15 protein-coding genes are annotated in these 21,623 nt (G+C 48.7%); 7 read left to right on the forward strand and 8 right to left on the reverse strand.

Annotation, left to right across the window (positions count from 1 at the left end; genetic code table 11):
- Nucleotides 1-121: 121 nt before the first annotated feature.
- On the reverse strand, nt 122-2,860 hold the full coding sequence (locus ACO0LB_RS01460) for a TonB-dependent receptor (protein ID WP_423045752.1): 2,739 nt from the start codon (nt 2,858-2,860) through the stop codon (nt 122-124).
- Nucleotides 2,861-3,407: 547 nt separating this feature from the next.
- On the opposite strand from ACO0LB_RS01460, the gene ybaK reads away from it, so the two are divergent.
- Together ybaK and plsY are read left to right on the forward strand one after the other, a co-directional pair.
- A complete protein-coding gene (ybaK, locus tag ACO0LB_RS01465) occupies nt 3,408-3,899 on the forward strand; it encodes a Cys-tRNA(Pro) deacylase (protein WP_423045754.1) in 492 nt (163 codons plus the stop codon).
- A gap of 135 nt (nt 3,900-4,034) precedes the next feature.
- Nucleotides 4,035-4,640: a glycerol-3-phosphate 1-O-acyltransferase PlsY gene (gene plsY, locus ACO0LB_RS01470; RefSeq protein ID WP_423045756.1), complete on the forward strand. Its 606-nt coding sequence runs from the start codon at nt 4,035-4,037 to the stop codon at nt 4,638-4,640.
- Between the two features lie 353 nt (nt 4,641-4,993).
- On the opposite strand, the gene ACO0LB_RS01475 is transcribed toward plsY, so the two are convergent.
- From ACO0LB_RS01475 to tsaD, 3 genes are all read right to left on the reverse strand, one after another.
- The gene (locus tag ACO0LB_RS01475; protein ID WP_423045758.1) at nt 4,994-6,925 is read right to left on the reverse strand and encodes an NEL-type E3 ubiquitin ligase domain-containing protein; all 1,932 of its coding nucleotides are present in this window, start codon (nt 6,923-6,925) and stop codon (nt 4,994-4,996) included.
- A 530-nt stretch (nt 6,926-7,455) separates the two neighbouring features.
- Nucleotides 7,456-9,288, reverse strand: coding sequence for an NEL-type E3 ubiquitin ligase domain-containing protein (locus ACO0LB_RS01480; protein WP_423045760.1), 1,833 nt, complete (start codon nt 9,286-9,288; stop codon nt 7,456-7,458).
- A 373-nt stretch (nt 9,289-9,661) separates the two neighbouring features.
- A complete protein-coding gene (gene tsaD / locus ACO0LB_RS01485) occupies nt 9,662-10,690 on the reverse strand; it encodes a tRNA (adenosine(37)-N6)-threonylcarbamoyltransferase complex transferase subunit TsaD (RefSeq protein WP_423045762.1) in 1,029 nt (342 codons plus the stop codon).
- Between the two features lie 211 nt (nt 10,691-10,901).
- On the opposite strand from tsaD, the gene ACO0LB_RS01490 reads away from it, so the two are divergent.
- From ACO0LB_RS01490 to ACO0LB_RS01505, 4 genes are all read left to right on the forward strand, one after another.
- Complete coding sequence (locus ACO0LB_RS01490; RefSeq protein ID WP_423045764.1) at nt 10,902-11,543, forward strand: ANTAR domain-containing response regulator; 642 nt, start codon at nt 10,902-10,904, stop codon at nt 11,541-11,543.
- A 451-nt stretch (nt 11,544-11,994) separates the two neighbouring features.
- The gene (locus ACO0LB_RS01495; protein ID WP_423046130.1) at nt 11,995-13,245 is read left to right on the forward strand and encodes a CmpA/NrtA family ABC transporter substrate-binding protein; all 1,251 of its coding nucleotides are present in this window, start codon (nt 11,995-11,997) and stop codon (nt 13,243-13,245) included.
- Nucleotides 13,246-13,254: 9 nt separating this feature from the next.
- Entirely contained in the window at nt 13,255-14,247 is a 993-nt protein-coding gene (ntrB, locus tag ACO0LB_RS01500) for a nitrate ABC transporter permease (RefSeq protein WP_423045766.1), read from the forward strand.
- An 11-nt stretch (nt 14,248-14,258) separates the two neighbouring features.
- Nucleotides 14,259-15,071 carry an ABC transporter ATP-binding protein gene (locus ACO0LB_RS01505; RefSeq protein ID WP_423046132.1) on the forward strand — a complete coding sequence of 271 codons (813 nt, stop codon included), beginning with the start codon at nt 14,259-14,261 and terminating at the stop codon, nt 15,069-15,071.
- A gap of 133 nt (nt 15,072-15,204) precedes the next feature.
- On the opposite strand, the gene ACO0LB_RS01510 is transcribed toward ACO0LB_RS01505, so the two are convergent.
- Nucleotides 15,205-16,653 carry a PLP-dependent aminotransferase family protein gene (locus tag ACO0LB_RS01510; RefSeq protein WP_423045768.1) on the reverse strand — a complete coding sequence of 483 codons (1,449 nt, stop codon included), beginning with the start codon at nt 16,651-16,653 and terminating at the stop codon, nt 15,205-15,207.
- Between the two features lie 211 nt (nt 16,654-16,864).
- Between ACO0LB_RS01510 and ACO0LB_RS01515 the strand changes: the two genes are divergently transcribed.
- The gene (locus ACO0LB_RS01515; protein ID WP_423045770.1) at nt 16,865-18,175 is read left to right on the forward strand and encodes an aspartate aminotransferase family protein; all 1,311 of its coding nucleotides are present in this window, start codon (nt 16,865-16,867) and stop codon (nt 18,173-18,175) included.
- Between the two features lie 229 nt (nt 18,176-18,404).
- Here ACO0LB_RS01515 and ACO0LB_RS01520 read toward each other — a convergent pair whose 3' ends face one another.
- From ACO0LB_RS01520 to ACO0LB_RS01530, 3 genes are read right to left on the reverse strand one after another with little or no spacing between them, the layout of a single operon-like run.
- Nucleotides 18,405-20,117 carry a protein kinase domain-containing protein gene (locus ACO0LB_RS01520; protein ID WP_423045772.1) on the reverse strand — a complete coding sequence of 571 codons (1,713 nt, stop codon included), beginning with the start codon at nt 20,115-20,117 and terminating at the stop codon, nt 18,405-18,407.
- Between the two features lies 1 nt (nt 20,118).
- Nucleotides 20,119-21,333 (reverse strand): nitrate/nitrite transporter, encoded by a 1,215-nt coding sequence (locus ACO0LB_RS01525; RefSeq protein WP_423045774.1) that lies wholly within the window; start codon nt 21,331-21,333, stop codon nt 20,119-20,121.
- Nucleotides 21,334-21,361: 28 nt separating this feature from the next.
- A complete protein-coding gene (locus ACO0LB_RS01530) occupies nt 21,362-21,592 on the reverse strand; it encodes a hypothetical protein (RefSeq protein ID WP_423045776.1) in 231 nt (76 codons plus the stop codon).
- Nucleotides 21,593-21,623: the final 31 nt, after the last annotated feature.

The raw sequence follows: 21,623 nt of genomic DNA on the forward strand, positions 1-21,623 counted from the left end.
CGATTAGCGTTGCACATCGCTTTTTGTCAGGTATGAAAAAAAATCCCGCCGGATTGCTCCGGCGGGATTTTTACTGGTCAGTACGAGATGGCGGCTCTTTTTTCAGCCATCGCTACCTGAATCAGAACTTGTATTTACCTGTGACATAGATCGTACGCAGCAGAGAATCTGTGTAGCGTGGATCGTAGCCAACATGCTGACCACCGCCTGCGGAGCGCAGGGACATTGGTGGTGTGGTGTTAAACAGGTTTTTAATACCAGCGCGCAGTTCTACTGCTTTGCTGTAGTTGTAACGACCTTGCCAGTCAAACGTTGTATAAGATGGAACCTGCATACGGAAGGTTTCGTCTTTACCTGTCGTTAAATTGCGAGCAGTCGCTTCTGCATCGAGGTAACCGGAACGATAGTTGAGGCTCAGTGAGTTCGTGAATGCACCGGTTTCCAGCGTTGCAGTTGCCGTAATGATGTTACGGAAGCCTACATTGTTGAAAATGCCAAATTTGCCCAGATCGGTATCCCACTCACTGTCAGAACCTGGCTTGGTGAAGTCAGATTTCATCATGTAAGTACCACTCAGAACACCTGTCAGCGTACCGAAACCCAGTTTGGTGCGACCCGTCATATCCCAGTCGATACCACGGTTATGGGAGCGGCCGATATTTACGGACAAATCCTTATACGCCCAGTAAGAGTTGCCGGTGGCGACTTCTTTGGAGACAGTGAACAGATCACGGTATTTGACTGGATCACCGAACGCCAGCTGTTGGCTGATGGACGAGATCTGATCTTTCATCTGAACATCCCACAGATCCATACCGATAGAGAAATCAGCACTTGGTTCGAGACGGAAACCAATCGAGAATTGTGTCGATTTTTCTGGTTTCAGTTTGTCGTTACCACCTGTCAGACGGTCATACTGTGCAACGCCTGGTTTGCACAGATCGGCGCTAGGAATAGGGCATGGCCATTGATTAGTGACACCAGCAGAGACCAACGGTTGAGCAATGTCAAGCATGGACGGGGCTTTGAAACCAGTACCGGCAGACGCGCGCAACAGCAGTGAATGGGTAGGCTGATAGCGGATCGACAATTTATATGTCGCAGCGCTCTTGCCTTCGCCAACTTTAGTGTTGTTGATGCCATTGTCAATGGAGGTGTACTGATCGTAACGTGCCGCTGCGCTCAGTTCTACTTTGTCCGTCACTGGCGCCAGCAACTCGGTAAACACGCCGTATGCAGAGCGCGTCATGTCATACGCTGGTGGTGTGGCAAGGTTGTACACCATACCGTTTTTGGCGGCATCAGATGGTGTCTGTACGTAGGCATATTGGCGATAGTCGGCACCCACACCTACGCTGGCATTACCACCTGGCAAGGCAAATACTTCCTTAGAAGCACGTGCATCAACGCCTTTGAGTGTTGTGGATGCAGTACGGATAGAGCCATTGAACAGTGAGCTCTTGATCAACTGTTGTGTTGCGGCTGTTTGTTGTCCCATTGGTGCGAACGGGTCAAACGAGCGTGATGCCAGCATGTCGCGGAATTGTTTGTCCAGAACATAGCCACCGACATATTTTTCATCAATCGCATTTTTGGAGTAAGTGAACGCTGTATTCAAAGACCAGCCAGCGACTTCACCATCAGCACCAGCAACAAAATGTTTGGAGTCAGTGATGGTATTGCTGTCACGTGTTCCCCAGTCAGCCATACGGTAGCTGGCAGATACGGATTTCACGGCAGCAGCCTGTTCTGGTGTCAGGTAAGGCAGGACATTGTCTCTATAGTAGCCGGAGGTTTTGTCTACCGTCACTGGTACAGGATTTGGTGCAATACGTGCGATCAGATCATAACGGGACAAAGCGATGTCGGAGAACAACGTCCATTCGTTATTGAGTTTGAAGCGGGCCGTTGTAAACAGACTGTCGCGTTTGGCGACCGGAATGATTTCCAGGGCGGTAGCAAAGTCATAGGCACAAGTTGCAGGGTTATTCAGGCTGACAAAATGTTGCGTCGGGCAAGAACCGTTTTTCTTCAGATAAGGATTGAAGGTAATACCGGCTAAACCGTTAAATGCGACAGACACGTTTGCAGGTGCAGTGGAGCCGCTGGTACGGTCAAAAATATAATTGGTGCCATTACGGGTGAATGGCAGATAAGCTGTTTTCGCGAAATCGCGGTCAGTCGCTTTTAATTGCTGCTGGTCATCGTGACGATAGCTGGCCAGAACATTAAAACGGTCTTGTTCAAAATTACCGAAACCATAGGTCAGGCTGGCATTGTAAGACTGAGCGCCACCTTCTTGTGGATAGCTGTAACCGGCTTCAATCGTGCCGCCTTGTTCGTTTTTCTTCAGAATAAAATTGACGACACCGGCAATGGCATCAGAACCATAGATCGCAGAAGCGCCGTCTGTCAGAATCTCGACACGCTCCACTGCACTCATAGGAATGGCGTTCAGATTGACCGCACTGCCAGAACCTTGAGGTGCTACACGGCGGCCATTCAGCAGTACCAGTGTGTATGCGTCGCCGATGTTGTGAATGGAGGCACTGACGTTACCACCGGAATTAGTACCGACAGCAGTGGTGGTCGACGAAAAACCCTGCATGGCAGGCAATTTCTGGATCAGGTCCGCGACCGTTGTTGCACCAGTACGGGCAATCGCTTCTTTGGTCAGTTGTTGTACAGGCAATGCGCCTTCTTTGTAAATACGCTTGATACTGGAGCCAGTAATTTCTACTTTTTGCACAGCGTCAGTTGCTTCCTGAGCCTGTGCCAACCCAGTCAATAACAAGGTACCTGTGAATACTCCTAATGCCAGCCGTACAGACTGAACAACTGCTTTTTCTTTAAATTTCATTCTTATTTTCCTTATATTTTAATGCGTCGCAACTGCTTTTCATTTTTTATGGAAGGCTGGTAACGAGCATACGAACCTCGGATGGATGCAATGAGACGGAGAGGCCGGACATCCGAAAAACAGGGTGTACTTTTCGAATTGGCAATCCATTATGCAAAATAATGTAGGAAGATGAAACAGTTTGTTACAGTGAATGGGATATTTTGTTGCATTTGCCCCACTAATTATGAAAAATAGTTTTCATAATTAGTGGGGCAATATCCCGTCGCACACGATTGCAACTTGCCAGAGGTGTTCAGAAGTAGCAGATGTGGCTAACCATTACTAATTACCTTACTAAGGGCATTACTAAGAATCTGAATGAAGATGGTGTCGGTGTGGATTCGCTGTATGAACCGCAATTGGTGGTCGGCAGCTTGTCAATCAGCGGCCATTGTTGCCGCCATCATTACCTCTGTCGCGTTTGTTGACCTTGGATGAAAAATCACAGGATATACACAGGATATAATTCACACCTATTGTGAATGTTTTCATAGCGAGGATAGACTTGGCAAAGAAAGAACATGTGTCCGAAACGCAGGCCACGCAGTTGTTGCGCAAGCATAAGGCGGAATTTACAGAACATCCCTATGCTTACGAAGAGCATGGCGGCACTGCTGTTTCAGCGCGGGAACTTGGCGTCAACGAACACGACGTGGTTAAAACACTCGTCATGCAGGATGAGGCTGCAAAACCACTGATCGTCCTGATGCACGGTGATTGCAAGGTCTCCACAAAAAATCTGGCGCGCCAGATCGGCTGCAAATCGGTAGAGCCATGCAAGCCGGAAGTGGCGCAAAAACATTCTGGTTTTCTGGTTGGCGGCACGTCGCCGTTTGGAACCCGTAAAGCTATGCCAGTGTATGTGGAGCGCAGCATACTTGATCTTCCTAAAATCTATATCAATGGTGGCCGACGTGGTTATCTTGTCGGGATTGCTCCGGCACTATTGACCACTTTGCTGCAGGCACGTCCGGTAGAGTGTGCGCTGGATGAATAGGCAGAGATAGCAGCACATATAACTAGAATCAGAGGGAGTATGCTAAGAAATGGCGTATTTCTCTCTTTTATTTAAACGACATTAAAATATACTCCCGCTGAGTATTTTTTATTTTTAAGCATTTTCAGGATATCCATGATTACAATTTTGGCGGGCGTCATTGCCTATCTGCTGGGTTCATTGTCGTTTGCAGTAGTGGTCAGCAAACTGTTTGGCATTGCCGATCCCCGCACTTACGGTTCCAAAAATCCCGGGGCAACGAATGTATTGCGGAGTGGGAATAAAAAGGCGGCAGTGCTGACGCTGATCGGTGACGCGTTTAAAGGTTGGCTCGCTGTTTGGCTGGTGATGCATTTTGCTCCCCAATTACAGCTTGATGACGGTGCAGTTGCACTGGTCGCGATTGCTGTTTTCCTTGGACATTTATGGCCAATCTTTTTTAAATTCGTTGGCGGGAAAGGCGTGGCGACTGCCGCCGGAGTTCTGTTGGGTCTTAATCTCTGGCTCGGTATCGGTACGATGGTGACCTGGCTCGCTGTCGCGTTTGCGTTTCGCTACTCGTCATTGGCCGCATTGATCGCCGCCATTTTTGCACCGTTTTATTACGGGCTGTTGTTTGGTCCGGATATCAAATTACTGGCAGTATTTGTGATGAGTGCTTTATTGATTTATCGCCATCGCCAGAATATTGGCAACCTGATCAATGGTAAAGAAAGCCGCCTTGGTAGTAAAAAGAAATAAAACGGTGTACAAGACTCAGCGCTGCGACGGTGCGATAAGCGCGACGCTGCGGTGCGTTGAATCTTGCAAATACTCTTATAGGAAGCCTCATCGTGAGGCTGCATCATTCCATACACTCATTCGCTCCCCTCAATCGGTACGATCAAAGGGATTGCATCAGGCAGCTTCCAGCTCATGCAAAGTCGCTTCGGTGACGTATAAGTAGCAGTTGTACCACCACTGCACCGGCAACATACAGGCGCCTACTACCTTTGTCACCATGCCTTGCCAAGCAAATGCCTCCCAAATTCCTTGAGAGGATCATGCCCGACTAGCAAGCGTGCTGCCGGCACCTTGATGCGATTGACATTGCTTTAATCCATGACGGCACGAACATGGTTTTCCGAGCAAAATTTCTGAAACAAGGAATGTTTCATTTCTGCTTCCACTTCTTTAGGTGCATCGTTATGCTGTTGCATTAACAAGTTGCATTTTTCACGATACGCTGGATCGTTAGTGTCCAACAGATCTAACTGATCGTATATTTCCTTTTGTCTTTTCCCCGTGTTCTGTTCGATATATTCGTGTAAAGAAGATGCTTCTTGCGGGTATTTCCTTAACAAGAAGGATTGCATTGCAGGCGAATTCAGCAAAAAATGACTGAAAGCATGATTATCTTGCGCTATATCTGATGGTGCTTTGTTATAAGCCGGCAAAGCATTCAAGCGGTTGATGCTATTCTGGAGGTTCTTAAAGAATGGCCTGTAAAATTCCTTCGTATCCTTGGTAAAGGCGTGATTTGTCATTTTTTTTCTGGTCTCGAGCACATCTTCCGGAACGATATTGCTGCAAGCCCCATAGAGTAGCGTATCCATTTTTGCGTTCAATTTGAATTCCTGACTAAACGCAACGATGTAACCGAGTCTGACTTCAATCTCATCGCAAAAATTCAGCGATCTAATTTTGGCTGATGCAGCATCATCCAATACTTGGTTACGATATTCTGCTTTGCAATAATCCACCACAGCCTGAGGATGATGGTCAAATTTTCCTGCTTTGATATCTGTTTCCATGCGCTTGTCAAGGCAAACCGTTTCCATGTTCAACATTCGCAAGGCTACCCGGTCACCACAGGTATTCACAGCATCATCTGCCAGGTTAAAACATGCTCCCCGCAATTCAGGATCGCCCTGAAGCTGCTGCAAGAGATTCCCTACACGCTGCTGAAAGTTGGGTTGTGTATTAACATTATTGTATTCGCTGGTCTGACGCAGACGACCTAAAAACTGTGAAAATTGCGTTGCATGCTGCTCTGATTGGAACTCACTCCAATCGGTGGAGTCCGTATGGCCAGCTTCTTGCGTCCATGCAGATACCTCCTCTTGCAACGGACGAACTTCTACGTGGTTCAGATTGCCTAGATAAAAATCGATCTGAACGTTATCGTAACCAGGCGCATTCATTGCCGCGTTCAATCTATTGCGCACCGCTTCCGATAAGTGACTGGCATCGATATAAATGGTACATGTATTGGGTAAAGTAAGAATATTCTCCGGCAGACTTGTCAATGAATTGCCGCGGGCATCAATGCTGGTCAAGGTTCTCGGCAGATTCGCTGGCAGACTGGTCAACTGATTATCATCTACCTCAATGGTGTACAAGCTCTCAGGCAGATTTTCCGGCAAACTCTCCAACTCGCAGCAACTAACATCAAGTGTGCGCAAGTTTGCCGGTAAAGTTTCCGGCAGATGGGTCAATGCGTTCCCGCCGACATCGATATTTTGCAAGCTCGCTGGCATATTTGCCGGGAGATGAGTCAAATAGTTGGAACTGGCAACAAGGGTGTGCAAGTTCGCAGGCAGATTCTCCGGCAAACTATTCAACTCGTTGTCGTGGGCATTGAGGGTGTGTAAGTTTGCAGGAAGATTTTCCGGTAAAGTGATTAACCGGTTGTTACTGGCATCAATGGTGTGCAAATTTGTCGGTAGATTATCCGGTAGGCTATCCAGTCGGTTGTTACTCACATTAATGATACGCAAGTTAGCTGGTAGATTATCCGGTAGACTCCTCAAGCGAAGACCACTCAATATGAGTGGTTGATCAGGTTGACTCTGATCTAGCCATGCTCTCATTCTGTTCGCGGCCACAGAGCCATTGTGCTCTGTTTTTGCCCAAGTATCCCATTCTGCAAAATATTCCTCTTTACTTTTCTGGCGAGTCTCCAAAGGAGTCTGGTGACCAGCAGCGCGGTTCGAAGGTGATGATGGATTTGCTGTGTTGAATTGCCCAAGAATGGATGCTTGCATGGCATTCCTTCGAGGGGATAACGGAGTGTTGTGACCACCAGTCGATTGGGGTGAAAGCGCCGATGAAGTTTCTTGAAGCCCAGTGCTGTTCGATGCAGTATTGTGATCGTGATGTTCGTGGGGCGCAGGAGAATTGGGTGGATTGAAGCGATTGGAATTGAGTCTGGTCATAGTAGTTGCGTAACAATGCGTTTTGTCGGGTTTTATAAGTGGAAAATTTTGAGGAATGGTTCCATTGGCAAACCGCCGCGTGCTTATCGCATTTGTTGCACTTATCCACCTGGATCATGTATGCGAATGCAGACTCAAAGAGCAGCCGAGTTAATTGCTGCACAGCCTGGTATTTGTCGAATAAGACTAACGTCAAAAAATCAACCCGCAAGAATGATCTTTGCGGGTTAAACGGAGAAAAGGGTGATTGCGGCACTTATTTCTGTTCAGTAAGTGTGCTGCTAGCCGCTTGCCATATCCAGACCGTGCGTGCCAGCACCTTAGATCGTGAGCACGTTCTTAAATAGATTGAAATGACATTAATCTATGTTGATGAGATTTTTGCCGTTTTGATCTTTGTTGTTTGCAAAAAAATGATCAAATAAGGATGCCATTTTTTCTTTCGCCGTTTCACACGCTTCGGAATACTCGTCTTTTATCAAAGTGATTTTGCGATTGTATTCTGGATCGCTAAGCTCCAAGTTCTCTATCCCATTCTCATATGTCGTCTCTGCTATTGCGATTTCATTTTTGTAATTGGAGTCTGCATTCGGGTATTTTCTTGCTAATAACGCAGTCATTTGATCCGATTTTCGTAGAAATTGACCGAAAGCAGCATTATTTTGTTCTTTTTCTGAATCTTCGAGTTGATAAGCAGGTAAAGCATTTAAGCGATTGGTGTGATCTGGGGATTCTACAAAAAATGGTTCGTAAAATTTCTTCGTGTCCTGGGTAAAATCTTGATTGGTCAAATTTTTTCTAATGTCGGCGACATCTTCAGGTGTGATCATGCTGCAACTTGCATGGCGCATGCTCTTTATTGGTGCATTCAATGTAAACTCTTGACTAAACGCCACGATAAAACCAAGATTAACTTCAATATCTTCGTCAAACTCAGGATTAGTGACTCTCAACGCGATCAGTTTGTTTGATGTGGCTTCATGTAACTTTTCTTGGCGATATTGTGCTTTGCAGTGTTCCACTACCTCATGCGGGGCATTGTCATACTTTCCCACTTGAATATCTGTCAATACGCGCTGGTTCAGGCAAGCATTTTCTATGTTTAATATTCCTGTGGCCACCCGGTCACTACAGAAATTCATTGCCTCATGTGCTTCTGTGAAAACTATTTTCCGTAAATCGGAATCTTGTCCAATTTGCTCTAAAATATGAAAGACGCGTTGCTGAAAGTGGGGGCGTGTCGTGGTATTGTCATATTCGCTGGTCTCACGTAAGCGGATTAAAAAATCTGAAAATGAAGACGCACTTTCTTCTCCTGCAAAAGCACTCCAATCGGTAGCAGTCGTCTTACCGGCCTCTTTTTCCCATGCTGATACTGAATCCTGCAATGGCGGGGGAGGTAAATTTTCCATGTGATCCATCTCCATCATGATACGGGCGTTGTTGTAACCCTCTGCTTGCGTTGCTGCGATCAATTGATCACGTGTACTTATCGGTAAGCGTGTGCCATTGAAACGAATGGTACAGTGACGAGGCAAGGTAAGAATATTATCTGGCAGAAGAACTAATCCATTATCACAGGCTTCAAGAGAGCGGAGGCTTTGTGGAAGATGCGGTAGATTGGTTAATAGGTTGTTATTAAGGGCGATGTAGTGCAAGCCTTCTTGCAGCATAGGTAGATTTGTCAACTGGTTGTGACCTACATGCAGTTCTTGCAAGTTTGCTGGTAGTCGCTCCGGCAGGCTTGTCAATCGGTTATTGTTGGCATCAAGGCTCTTTAAGCTGGCTGGTAACTGTCTTGGTAGTTGACGGAGACGGTTGCCGCTGACGTCAAGTATTTGTACATTTCTTGGCAGCCCTTCTTCCGGCAGAGCTGTTAAACCCAGATTACGTAATATGAGTGGCTGAGGGTGGGGTGCAGCGTTGTTACTACGCACCCAGTTTATGATGGTGGAGACAGCTTCAGCACGATTTTCACCCTGACTTCCGTTTTCTGCCCAATCATGTAATGCAGTCTCATTCAGTTGTGAAAGAATCGCTTCTTGTCTGGCATTTCTTCGCTGAGCCCCTCGTTGAGGGTTTCCTCTTGCCCCTTCTTGTGGTCTGTGGGTATGCGCAGATGCGAGCACATCATCTTGTCGGCAGCAGTTACCGAAGAAATTGAATGAATTGGAGTTGATTCTGCTCATCATAAGCCTCATAAAAATGGGAGTAATCGATTTTTATGAGTGAAAAATTTGAGCGAAATAGTTCCATTGATAAGTTGCAGCGCACCATCCATTTCGATTATTCATGCGGATACATGCAAAAAAAGTAGCCGAATCCATTGCTGCTGAGTTTGGTATTGGCTGAACAATACGGGGTTGAATGTTTTTCTTAGGGCTCACGCAAAACCGCCCCAGCGGCGTTATGGCTCCTTGTCGTACAGCATGTACTGCCTTCGTCGCCATGCCTTGCTGGAACAATTTTGCGTCAGTCCTATATCTTTTAATCGGATGAATTTTTGACACCGCGGAAAAATGCCCTCATTCAGTTCCTTCAGGCGGTACGATCAAAGGGATTGCATCAGGCAGCTTCCAGTTCATGCAACGGCCAGCGTGGGCGTACATTAAAGCCATAATCCCGTGTTGCAGCTGCGGGATTTTTTTTCAGTCGCATGGCACCTGCAAAAGCAATCATGGCGCCGTTGTCGGTACAAAATTCGAGTTCCGGGTAATACACCTGAAAGCGGCGTTTGGCCGCTGCCGCATTCAGGCCAGCACGCAATTGCTGATTGGCACCGACGCCACCGGCAATCACTAAGCGTTTCAAGCCTGATTGTTTGAGGGCGGTGACACATTTAGCCACCAGCACATCGACCAACGCATCGACAAAGCCACGGGCGATATTGGCTTTATCTTGTTCGCAGATATTGCTCGAATGATTTTTAACGACAGTCAGTACCGCAGTTTTTAAACCAGAAAAACTGAAGTTCAAATCCTTGGAATGCAACATCGGTCGCGGTAGCTGATAGGCGGAAGGATCACCAAATTCCGCCAGTCTGGAAATAGCAGGGCCACCCGGATACGACAGTCCCAGCAGTTTGGCAGATTTGTCGAAGGCCTCTCCCGCTGCATCATCCAGTGTTTCTCCCAGGAGTTGATAACAGCCAACGCCATCCACCCGCATCAGCTGCGTATGACCACCCGAGACCAGCAGCGCGATGAAGGGAAATTCTGGCGGCTGGCTTGCCAGCAGTGGCGACAATAAATGTCCTTCCAGATGATGGATGCCCAATACAGGCTTGTCGAGCGACATACCCAGACCACATGCAACTGAAGCGCCGACTAGCAGCGCGCCTGCTAATCCGGGTCCTTGCGTATAGGCAATCGCATCGATCGCATGTTTATTGATGGCAGCGCGTTCCAGCACTTCATTCAGCAAGGGCAGGGCACGCCGGATGTGGTCGCGTGATGCCAGTTCAGGCACCACGCCGCCATACTCCTGATGCATGGCAATCTGGGAATGTAGCGCATGCGACAACAATCCATGCTCTGTATCGTATAAGGCCAGACCGGTTTCGTCGCAGGAAGATTCAACGCCTAGAACTATCATGAAGCTGCTTTTCAGGTAAATACAGTTCGTGTGGCTAGCCGCAAACCAAAGCGCAGCGCACAAGCTGCGATGTCGCCAGCCGGGTGCCAGTCAGGAACTGAGAGTAAGATAATGCTAAAAGTGGTGTGAATCTTGCTTAAGATACCACCAGAGAAAATAAGATTATATCTGCCTGCGATAACAAATGTGTGCCAAACCCACTGATAAGACAATGCCTGAACTCACATCACCCAGCCTGAAAATTGTGGTGGTGAATACTGTCATTGCTACTGAGGATGAGCAGCATGATGACGCACAAGCGCAACTGGCGCGTTCACGGGCCTTGCGGATTGGCCTTTTGCAGGCGGGCTACAACATCATGGCGGTGATTCCTGGTGACATGTTTATGAGCGAAAGAATTGCTCAATTACAACCTGACATGATCATTATCGATGCAGAATCCGATTCGCGAGATGTGCTGGAACACATGGTACTCGCGACCCGCGATGCACCTCGCCCCATCGTATTATTTACCGAAGATGGCAGCCAGACTAATATGGCCGCTGCGATGGAGGCCGGTGTATCTGCGTACGTTGTTGCTGGTTTGCAATCCGATCGGATCAAGCCAGTGCTGGATGTGGCAATGGCCCGCTTTAATGCAGATCAGCGTTTGCGTTCTGAGTTATCTGATACCAAAGCCAAACTGGCTGAACGGAAAACCATAGAACGCGCTAAAGGCTTGTTGATGGAGCGCCATCAACTGTCCGAGAACGACGCTTATCAAAAGCTCCGCAAGCAAGCAATGGAAAAAAATCTGCGTCTGGTCGATCTGGCGCAGCGCGTGCTGGATGTCGCCGATCTTCTGGGTGGTTAAAGAGATTCCCGACACATCACCAAAGATACCCGCGCTGAGTTTTGCGCTTCTGATGTGCACATAAAGAATGCGTTGCGCTTTTCTGGTGCGTGAATATGTATCTCAATGTAACTTGTGGGCATGTTCCAGACGTTTATTCCGTATAGCAAATCTCCTGTGATTCTGTCCTCAGGCAAATCATGCCTGAAACACGTACTAAACCGATATAAATCCTGCATAAGTGATCCACGGCTAACAAAGAAAATCTCTGGCACAGTGTTTGCTTAGTAGTGAATATGCGCCAACGCTGGCGCGACGGAGAATCAGGCTAACGGCGGTCGGTTCCCAAGACAAAGGTGTCTGTCTACATTGTTTGATCAATGTGGAAAGACGCCTTTTTTTTATGTCCAACATTTGCTGGAGCACCAACATGTTTAATCAAGATCCAACCAAGAAACCTGAGAGCCCTGTAATGAAACATGAAGATGAACAACCGACACTTAACCGCCGCAGCTTTCTGCAAACAGCGGCACTGGCAACCGGAGCTGGCATGATGGGACTAAGTACAGGCGGCGTATGGGCTGCCGGTTCAGACAAACCTGAAAAAGAAGAAGTGCGTATAGGATTTATTCCTCTGACAGACTGTGCCTCCGTCGTGATGGCATCTGTATTGGGATTTGATAAAAAATATGGCATTAAAATCGTGCCAACCAAAGAGTCTTCCTGGGCAAGCGTGCGTGACAAACTGGTCAATGGCGAACTGGATGCCGCACATGTGTTGTACGGCTTGCTGTATGGCGTGCAGATGGGCGTCAGTGGCAATAAAAAAGACATGGCTGTGTTGATGACACTCAACAATAATGGTCAGGCCATCACCTTATCAAAAAAACTGGCAGACAAAGGTGCAGTAGACGGCCCTGGTCTGGCAAAGCTGATGCAGACTGATAAGCGCGAATATACATTTGCACAGACGTTTCCTACCGGGACGCATGCGATGTGGCTGTATTACTGGATGGCCGCCAATGGTATTAATCCCTTGAAAGATGCGAAGGTGATTACTGTGCCGCCACCGCAAATGGTAGCCAATATGCGCGTAGGCAATATGGATGGCTATTGTGTCGGTGAACCATGGAATCATCGTGCCATCGCTGATGGTATCGGCATCACGGCAGCAACCACACAAGACATCTGGAAAGACCATCCGGAAAAAGTGCTCGGCACTACTGACGAATTTACCAAAAAATATCCGAATACCGCGCGCGCGATGACCGCGGCGATATTGGAAGCAAGTCGCTGGATTGACGCGTCCTTATCGAACAAAACCAGAATGGCAGAAACGATTGCCGACAAATCGTATGTGAACACTTCAGTCGATGTCATTAATCAACGGATTTTAGGTCGCTATCAGAACGGTCTGGGCAAAACCTGGGATGACCCGAATTACATGAAATTCTTTAATGATGGTGCGGTGAATTTCCCTTATCTGTCAGACGGCATGTGGTTCATGACTCAGCATAAACGCTGGGGTTTGCTGAAGTCAGATCCTGATTATCTGGCAGTGGCGAAGGCGGTGAATCGTATCGATATTTATAAGGATGCAGCAGCGATGGCGAAAGTCAGCGTACCAAAAGATCCAATGCGCAGCAGCAAGCTGATGGATGGCACCGTATGGGATGGCAAAAATCCTGCTGCGTATGCCGCTTCGTTCAAAATCAAAGCTTAAGGAGTCGTCATGAGTACGATCGTACATGGTATGACAGGCGGCAGTCCCGCGAACGATCTGGCGGAGAAGGCCGGTGGCACACTATCGAGTCATGCCACTACCGTCCCTGCAGTGACAACGGCAGAAGGAGCAACAGTGAAAACAGCAGCTAATACAGCTACTAAAACAGCCACTAAGACAGCGACAAACACAGCCACGAAAGCAGTAGTGAAGCAAGCTAGCGTATTACGTCCCTTTTTTCTCAGTGTGTTACCGCCATTGATGGGGATTTGTTTCCTGATTCTGATCTGGGAAATTATCGCTGTGAAGAATTCGACATTTCCTTCACCGTGGGTGACGTTGCAAGAAGCGATCAATGTATTTTCTGATCCCTTTTATCAGCGTGGACCGAACGATCAGGGAATCGGCTGGAATATTTATGCTTCTTTAAAACGTGTTGCGGTCGGTTTTGGTCTGGCCGCTGCAGTCGGTATTCCGCTTGGCTTCATGATAGGACGATTTAAGTTTTTATCCGGGATGTTTAATCCCATCATCAGTCTGCTCAAACCGGTGTCGCCGCTGGCATGGTTACCTATTGGCCTGCTGGTGTTCAAGTCTGCTCATCCTGCTGCGATCTGGTCTATCTTCATTTGCTCCATCTGGCCAATGATCATTAATACCGCCATCGGTGTGCAACGTGTGCCGCAGGATTACATGAATGTCGCCCGTGTGCTGAATTTGTCGGAATGGAAAATTATCACCAAGATTCTGTTTCCCTCAGTGTTGCCTTACATGTTGACTGGTGTCCGTTTGGCGATCGGTACTGCATGGTTGGTGATTGTGGCAGCAGAAATGTTGACAGGTGGCGTAGGAATTGGTTTCTGGGTCTGGGATGAGTGGAATAATCTGAACGTGCCGCACATTATCATTGCGATTATCGTGATTGGTCTGGTGGGTCTGATTTTGGAGCAAATCCTGGTGGCGATTGCACGCGCATTTACATACGAAGACGTAGGAGCATGATCATGACTCATATGACAGAAGCAGACGCAAAATATATTGCTATCGATCAGGTCGAGATGGTATTTAACACCAAGAAGGGGAGTTTTCATGCTTTGCGAGATATCAATCTGAATGTACGCAAAGGCGAATTTATTACCCTGATTGGCCATTCCGGTTGTGGTAAATCCACTTTACTGAATCTGATTGCCGGGTTGACGACAGCCAGTTCCGGGACGCTATTGTGTGCTAACCGCGAGATTGCAGGGCCGTCTCCTGAGCGTGGTGTCGTATTTCAAAACCATTCATTGTTGCCGTGGCTGACGTGCTATGAAAATATTTTTCTGGCTGTCGAGCGCGTATTTGGTGCCACGGAAAATAGCACACAATTACAAAAGCGGACGATGCATGCCTTAGCTTTAGTGGGATTGATGCATGCCGAGAAAAAACGGCCGAACGAGATTTCTGGCGGTATGAAGCAACGCGTAGGAATTGCGCGCGCTTTGGCGATAGAGCCGAAAGTCTTGTTAATGGACGAGCCGTTTGGCGCATTGGACGCGTTAACCCGCGCTCACTTGCAGGACGAGTTGTTGAAAATTGTCGCTAAAACACAGTCCACTGTCGTGATGGTGACGCACGATGTTGATGAGGCGGTGTTATTGTCTGATCGTATCGTCATGCTGACCAATGGACCAGCAGCGACTATCGGCGAAATTCTGAATGTACGGTTAGAACGCCCGCGTGACCGCGTTGCGCTGGCACAGGATCCGCTTTACTCTGAATATCGTAGCTCAGTGCTGGAGTTTTTGTATCATCGCCAGTCGCATCCAGCCAAGGATGCTGCCTGACAAACTGGGGAGCCGATGTCAATGACACAGATGATCGATATGGAGTCGATATGGCTGCATCAACATGGTAACAGCACTACGGTGATATCAATACACTGTAACCGTAGTCCACACCGGTCATCTGCATCAATCTTCAAAGCGAAGAGTGTCTGACACTTCGGAAAAATGCCAGAAGCTCTGCCGTATTGCTATACGCGATATTGAAGCGGAACCATGGTTGTGGATCGGGTGTCAGTGTAAAAAAATCATTCGGTGCCAGTAATATTCTGAATTGCAGGGCTTGCTCCGCGATGTCACTGGCAGTGACGGCGCTGTGATCCCAGCCAGCGCTGATGAACATACCGCCACGCGGTTCTGCCAGTGGTGTCAGTCCAGCTTCGAGCAGCAAGTTCATGCTGGCGTTGCGCGAGATATCGAGTTGCCGTTTGAGTTTGTCTAACATGCGGCGGTACAGGCGAGAGCTGATGGCATGCAAGACTGCGCGTTCATTGATTTCTGATGTGGTCAGGCCGGTCAGCATTTTGACGCGCAGTAATTCGCTGATCAACGGAGCGGCTGCGCAGACGGAGCCTACCCGCAATGTGGGGGACAGCGTTTTTGAAAAACTACCAACACGCACGACGCGTCGCAAACCATCCATCGCTGCCAGAGATGGTTCAGGACGCGGACAGAGCTCGCGATAAATATCATCCTCTACCAGCCAGAAATCAAATTGCTCTGCCAGCGCTAACAGGCGATGTGCTTGCGCTTGCGACAGACTGGTTCCCAGTGGATTGTGCAATACCGTATTGACGAACATGAGTTTCGGCGGGTGTTGCAACGCTTTTGCCAACAGGTCGTCAAGATCAAGGCCGTCCCGGTTACGACGGATGCCGACTGGATGGCAACCGTAATGACGAATCAGCGACAGCAAATTACTGTACCCCGGATTTTCGACGAACACGGTATCACCGGGTTTGCACAAGGTGCGCAGAATTAAATCAAAGGCGTGAGTCGCGCCGTGTGTCAGCAAAATCTGTTCGGCATCCACCGCGAATAATTCCGCAGACAAATGTCTGGCGAGGTGTTGACGCAGGCTGGTAAAGCCCAGAGCATTACCATAGCCACGCAGACGTTGCGTCGGTATGCGCATGGATTGGCGCACTGCATCCAGAAGAATATCGTCCCCATACCATTCCGGCGGCAACCAGCCTGAGCCTGCGGGTAATGCGCTGGAAACGCCAGAATACAAATCCGGATTCAAGGCATCTAATGAATTTGGTAACTCGGCTTGTGCGGTGGCGACAGGCAGGCCAGCCGGTTTGCTGACGAAGTAACCTGAGCCGCGACGGGAGCACAGCAGCCCCAGTGTAATGAGACGCTCATACGATTCAACGACCGTAAACGTACTGATGGCATTGCATTTTGCAAACTGACGCACAGAGGGCATTTTGGCGCCAACGATCAGGTCGTTCTGATATACCAGATGCGTTACCTGTTCCACGATCTGTTCGACCAGGCTGGTTTGTCGTCCTCGCTCCAGCTGCAATTGCGGCCATTCCGATGTGCTGTGTAAAAACGAGGCATGCTGTGCAACTTCCATATTTTCCTCAGAATAAAACTGCGCTGACCATCACTTTATTGTTATATCTATGCCATGCCGACACTATACTGATCGCGACATCAACTGTATAGTTTCATTAACCAATACGGTTGGGTGGAATGGCAATGGCTGTATATGTCTTTACCATCGCTGCTTTAATACTATTTCAGTCTGTTTTTACCACTTGGTACATTGTTTTCGGAGGATGAAAATGCTGACTCAGCAACAAAAGAATGCCTATTGGATGCCGTTCACGGCAAATCGGGATTATAAAGAAGCACCACGGATTGTTGCCTCTGCATCCGGTATGTATTATCGCGATCAGCACGGACGCGAGATTCTGGATGGTACTGCTGGGTTATGGTGCGTTCCTCTGGGGCACTCACATCCTGTGATCGTACAGGCAGTGCAAGAGGCAGTCGCCACGCTGGATTACGCGCCAGCATTCCAGATGGGGCATCCCGCTGCGTTTGAATTGGCAGAACAGCTGATTGATTACAGCGGCAATCAATTTGGGCAAGTGTTTTACACCAATTCCGGCTCCGAGGCGGTGGATACGGCGATGAAGATGGTACTGGCCTATCACCGCGCCCGTGGTGAAGCGCAGCGTACCCGTTTTATCAGTCGTGAAAAAGCGTATCACGGCGTCGGATTTGGCGGGATGTCGCTGGGTGGCTTACCGGGTAACCGCAAGCAGTTTGGCAATTTGTTGGGTGGCGTTGATTATCTGCCGCATACCTATAATCTGGAAAAAAATGCATTCACGCGCGGTTTGCCAGAATACGGCACGCATCTGGCAGATGATCTGGAGCGTCTGATTGCCTTGCATGATGTATCCACGATTGCAGCCGTCATCGTTGAGCCATTGTCCGGCTCTGCCGGTGTGATCTTGCCGCCTAAAGCGTATCTGAAACGTTTGCGTGAATTGTGTGACAAGCATGGTATTTTGCTGATTTTTGATGAGGTGATTACTGGCTTTGGACGTATGGCGACGCCATTTGCCGCAGATTACTTCGATGTCAGACCCGATCTGATGACGACCGCAAAAGGTTTAACGAACGGTGTTGTGCCAATGGGAGCTGTGTTCAGCCACTCCAGTATTTACGACACCTTGATGCAAGGACCTGCTGGTATTGAGTTATTCCACGGATACACATACTCTGGTCACCCTCTGGCTTGCGCTGCTGGCCTTGCGTCTCTCAAAGTGTTTAAGGAAGAAAAAATACTGGAACACGCTCAAAGCATGACCGCCTACTGGGAAGATGCGCTGCACTCACTGAAAGGCTTACCGCATGTGATTGACTTACGTAATGTCGGGCTGATTGGCGCGATTGAGCTGGAATCTATTCCTGGTAAAGTCGGCGCGCGTGCGATGGCCGTTTATAAACAGGCGTTTGCAGAAGGTGTGCTGGTACGCACGACTGGCGATATTATTGCTTTGTCGCCGCCGTTGATTCTGGAGAAAAAACATATCGACGAATTGTTCGGCAAGCTCGCAGACATACTCAAAAGCACGGTCTGAATCATCAATAAGCGATCAATAAACGATCAATGAATGATGAATAAACCAGACCGTTACAACGAGTAATTAAAAAATGCAGGTGAATAAAATGTCACCTGCATTTTTATTTTTCCGGTGTTTTGTGAATCGTCATGTATCTGTATGTGTTCGGAATACTGCCATACTGAAATAAGCGTAATGCGTAATGCACAATGAGAAATGCGTCGTGCGTGACAGCTGAATATGCGATTCAATGCGCGATAAAAACATACAGCAACAATAGATTCAGGACGATGGATGCTACCGCAATCAGTCGCCATAGTCCGGCAGGGTTGCGTTGCATCAGTGGCTTGGTGACTGGTGGTGGCAAAGGCCGGGCAGCACCCCGTTCCAGTGCTAATAAAAATTCTTCAGCGGTTTCGAATCTGTCCTTAGGATCGCGTGCCACCGCTTTGCATAGCACGTTTTCCAGCCAGACCGGCAGATCGGGACGATAGCGTCCTGGCGATACAGGCTCACCAAATTTTGGATGCTGAAACGGCTCCACTTCACCGTAGGGGAAATGTCTGGTCAGCAAATTATAAATGGTGACCCCAGTGGCATAAATATCGGTGGTGCGGTCGGGTACTGCACCGTCAAATTGTTCTGGCGCCAGAAATGACGGTGTGCCTGCCATGTTGAAACCAGTACGGTTTTCGAGATCTTTGCTATCCAGCCCCGATTGCGCAACGCCCAGATCGAGAATCCGGATTTCATCATCGTCACCCAGATGTACATTGGCTGGTTTGATATCGCGATGCAAGATACTGCGGCGATGTAAGGCACCAACGGCACGTACCAGCTTACAGGCATAATTGACTGCTTCCGGGATCGTAAAATGCTGGCTGGAATCGAGTCGTTTTTGTAATGAGTCACCGGCATGCCAGGTGGACAGATAGTACAAATAGTTCCGCTGCTCCGGAGTGATTACCTGCGGGAAAAAACGTGCCACGACCCGCTTGGCGAGCCAGGCTTCGTGCGCAAATGCAGAGCGTTCATGCGCATCGTTGTCACGATCCGGATGCAAGGTCTTGAGCACCAGCTTACGATGATGCACAGAATCACTGACGCGGTACAGGATGGTGGTCAGTGAGCTGTGTATCATTTCTTCGACCAGATAACCATCGAGTATCTGCCCCGGCTTCAGACGCGGAGGTAATGGTAGTGCATGTAATTCGTTGAGCGCATCGCGCAGATCGCCTTCCGGTAATTCTTCTATTCTGACGACGATCGCACTGCTGTTATCCTGCGAACCTGCTTTCAAGGCGGCGTCGCATAACGCGATGCTGGCTTCTTCTGCACTCAGGATTTGCTGACTGACTTGTTTCAGATAATCGGTCAGATCATATTCCGTCATCGATGCCCAGGCACCATCGCTGGCAAGCAGAAAGACATCGTTCACACGTGCTTCACCCATGCCGTGATCAATCGCCAGACGATTGTCCAGCCCGATGGCGCGCGTGAGTACATGCTGCATTTCCGGACGGTCCCAGACATGATCCTGCGTCAGTTTTTGCAACTTGCCGTCGCGGTAAAGGTAGCAACGCGTATCACCGACATGTGCCGTGTAGTACATGCGCCCGCGCAGCACCAGCGCAGTCAGGGTCGTAGCCATGCCTGCCAGTTCGCGCCGGATAGAGCCTTGTTGCTGTACCCAGCTATTAATGGCGACCAGCACTTTTTCCAGCGCTGTCGTGATTTCCCACGTGTCCGGGGTGGCGTAATAATCGGTCAGTAATCCGCGTACTGAATACTCTGCGGCTTCGCGCCCACCTTCATTACCGGAGACGCCATCGGCAATCGCCATGATCAGACCTTTACTGGACCGCTCAGGTTCATCCGGTGTGACCATGCCGATAAAATCCTCGTTGCGGGAACGGATTCCCGCAACAGATTGGTGTCCAGTGGAGGCGATGAGCGGCATATCAGATTTTTGCTGTGGTCATGGCAGCAGAGCCCCATGTCGTGCGCCAGCGTTTTTTTACCATGGATAATCCCAGTAAGGCAATTACTGCCAGTCCGGCAAAAATAGAAAGACCAAGCTGATAGCTACCTGTCATCTGGCGAGAATAACCCATACTCGCGGCGAGATAAAAGCCTCCGATACCGCCAGCCATACCGACCAGACCTGTCATCACACCCATCTCCTTGCGAAAGCGTTGTGGCACTAGCTGAAATACGGCACCGTTACCTGTGCCCAGCGCCAGCATCGCAATCACGAAAACGATGACGGCAGCTGTTGCTGATTGTAAGCCTGTGGATGCAATGAACAGGAAACTCGCTGCAATGACATACATGACCGACAAGGTTTTAATACCGCCGATACGGTCAGCAATCCGGCCACCCATAGGGCGCACCAGCGAGCCGGCAAAAACGCAGGCTGCAGTAAAATAACCGGCAGTCACGGGCGTCAGTCCATATTGAGTGTTGAAGTAAATGGTCAGGGATGATGCCAGACCAGAGAAGCCGCCGAAAGTCACACTATAAAAGAACATGAACCACCACGCGTCCTTATCCTTCAGCACTGCCAGATATTCTGTTAATGATTTACTCTGCACTTCGCCCGGTGCATCTTTGGCAAATACCAGATAGACGGACAATGCAATCAGCAAGGGAATCAACGCCAGACCGAACACATTTTGCCAGCCATAAGCAATTGCGAGTGCCGGAGCAAATAAAGCAGCAAAGGCAGTGCCGGAATTACCAGCGCCAGCAATACCGAGCGCAGTACCCTGATGCTCTGGCGGATACCAGCGTGAAGCCAGCGGCAGTGCAACCGCAAATGCAGATCCGGCGACACCTAAAATGATGCCCAGGAACAGCAACTGTTCGTAGCTGTGGATATCCCCCAGCCATGCCCAGCATAAGCCGACCAGAACAACAACTTGACCGATCAGTCCCGCCTTTTTAGGTTTCAGATGATCGACCAGCATGCCCATGACGATACGCAATAAGGCACCAGCCAGCAACGGTGTTGCCACGACCAGCCCTTTCTGGGCCGCCGTCAGACCAAGATCTTTTGATATCTGAATGCCCAACGGCCCGAGTAGCACCCAGACCATAAAACTCAGATCAAAATAAAAGAATGCAGCGAGCAGGGTGGGTGTGTGGCCCACTTTCCAGAACGAGGTTTTTTGCATGATAACTCCTGTTGATTATGAGTTTGTCTTATGCAAGTGCCATGCCATCAGATTGTGCAGAGTGCGCGCGTAGTAGGCATTCATGGAAAGAAATGGTGCGCTCGAAAACTGTGCATTTTATAAATTTTGTGGTGCATTGCACTTCTTTGAGGTGTTGTTGTGATGCTTTGGTGAGTTGCTTTTCATTTTCGGACGATGCTGATGCATAGATGGTGATGAATAACGATGTTGGTGCTTTATTTCCTTTGGATTCTTTCATTTGGTGCGCTGCCTCCCTCTGAAAAGAGCTA

The organism is Undibacterium sp. SXout7W (assembly GCF_049339385.1).
In the GTDB taxonomy this organism is placed as follows: domain Bacteria; phylum Pseudomonadota; class Gammaproteobacteria; order Burkholderiales; family Burkholderiaceae_D; genus Undibacterium.

Coding starts and splice junctions, on each gene's coding strand:
- ACO0LB_RS01475 (WP_423045758.1), bottom strand. CDS start 6,925: ATGCAAGCATCCATTCTTGGGCAATTCAACACAGCAAATCCATCATCA.
- ACO0LB_RS01525 (WP_423045774.1), bottom strand. CDS start 21,333: ATGCAAAAAACCTCGTTCTGGAAAGTGGGCCACACACCCACCCTGCTC.
- plsY (WP_423045756.1), top strand. CDS start 4,035: ATGATTACAATTTTGGCGGGCGTCATTGCCTATCTGCTGGGTTCATTG.
- ACO0LB_RS01520 (WP_423045772.1), bottom strand. CDS start 20,117: ATGCCGCTCATCGCCTCCACTGGACACCAATCTGTTGCGGGAATCCGT.
- ntrB (WP_423045766.1), top strand. CDS start 13,255: ATGAGTACGATCGTACATGGTATGACAGGCGGCAGTCCCGCGAACGAT.
- ACO0LB_RS01510 (WP_423045768.1), bottom strand. CDS start 16,653: ATGGAAGTTGCACAGCATGCCTCGTTTTTACACAGCACATCGGAATGG.
- ACO0LB_RS01490 (WP_423045764.1), top strand. CDS start 10,902: ATGCCTGAACTCACATCACCCAGCCTGAAAATTGTGGTGGTGAATACT.
- ACO0LB_RS01505 (WP_423046132.1), top strand. CDS start 14,259: ATGACAGAAGCAGACGCAAAATATATTGCTATCGATCAGGTCGAGATG.
- ACO0LB_RS01515 (WP_423045770.1), top strand. CDS start 16,865: ATGCTGACTCAGCAACAAAAGAATGCCTATTGGATGCCGTTCACGGCA.
- ACO0LB_RS01530 (WP_423045776.1), bottom strand. CDS start 21,592: ATGAAAGAATCCAAAGGAAATAAAGCACCAACATCGTTATTCATCACC.
- tsaD (WP_423045762.1), bottom strand. CDS start 10,690: ATGATAGTTCTAGGCGTTGAATCTTCCTGCGACGAAACCGGTCTGGCC.
- ACO0LB_RS01480 (WP_423045760.1), bottom strand. CDS start 9,288: ATGATGAGCAGAATCAACTCCAATTCATTCAATTTCTTCGGTAACTGC.
- ACO0LB_RS01460 (WP_423045752.1), bottom strand. CDS start 2,860: ATGAAATTTAAAGAAAAAGCAGTTGTTCAGTCTGTACGGCTGGCATTA.
- ACO0LB_RS01495 (WP_423046130.1), top strand. CDS start 11,995: ATGAAACATGAAGATGAACAACCGACACTTAACCGCCGCAGCTTTCTG.